1 protein-coding gene is annotated in these 786 nt (G+C 69.3%); it reads left to right on the top strand.

Features of this window, described 5'->3' with window-relative positions; genetic code table 11:
- Window positions 1-202: 202 nt before the first annotated feature.
- Window positions 203-786 (top strand): DUF429 domain-containing protein (locus tag BRAS3809_RS29650; RefSeq protein ID WP_240535804.1); only part of this gene is annotated, 584 nt, incomplete at its 3' end.

Genomic DNA, 786 nt, shown 5'->3' with positions numbered 1-786 from the left:
TGCACCCTCTCCCCTTGTGGGAGAGGGTGGTATGATCGCGCGAGGGCGCGATCATACCGGGTGAGGGGTCNCTCTCCGCGAAGACGGTGCTCGCGGAGAGAACCCCTCACCCAAGCGAGTTTGACGGCTGGCGTCAGTGTAGCCCTCTCCCACAAGGGGAGAGGGCGCAGTCGTTGGCACTGTTTCGTTGGGGACTAATAGCGTGCCTGATCACCGCATCCTAGGCCTCGACGGCTTTTCGCGCGGCTGGGTCGCCGTGGCGATCGAGGGCGACCGGCGCAGCATCTCATTTCCCGCCGACGTCTCCACCGCGCTCGCTGCGCCCTTCACCCGCGCCGCGATCGACATCCCCATCGGCATGACCGACGACGGCGCACGCGTCTGCGACGCGCTCGCGCGCGAAAAACTCGCGCCGCATCGCTCGCGCGTGTTCACCGGCGCGCGGCGCTGGCTGTGGGAGAACTACACCGATCCCGACGAAGCCAATGACGAAGCCTCGCGCCGCGGCCAGCCGCGCGCCTCGCGCCAGCTCTGGCATCTCGGCCGCAAGATCATGGAGGTCGATGCCTTCGTTCGCGCGCATCGCGAGCGCGACATCCGCGAGGCGCATCCCGAACTGGTGTTCCTGCGCCTGAACGGAGCGCCGCTGCCATCGAAGAAGACGGAGCAGGGCGCCCGCCTGCGGCGCGAGCTGTTGGTCGCCGCGGGCTTCGCCGTCATCGACGACTGGCTGACCGGCGCCCGGCGCGGCACCGGCGCCAAGCCCGACGACGTGCTCGACGCCTG

This window comes from Bradyrhizobium sp. STM 3809, from assembly GCF_000239795.1.
Lineage (GTDB): Bacteria > Pseudomonadota > Alphaproteobacteria > Rhizobiales > Xanthobacteraceae > Bradyrhizobium.
Note: the sequence above shows the minus strand (reverse complement) of the source record. Positions and strands in the feature narration are given on the sequence as shown.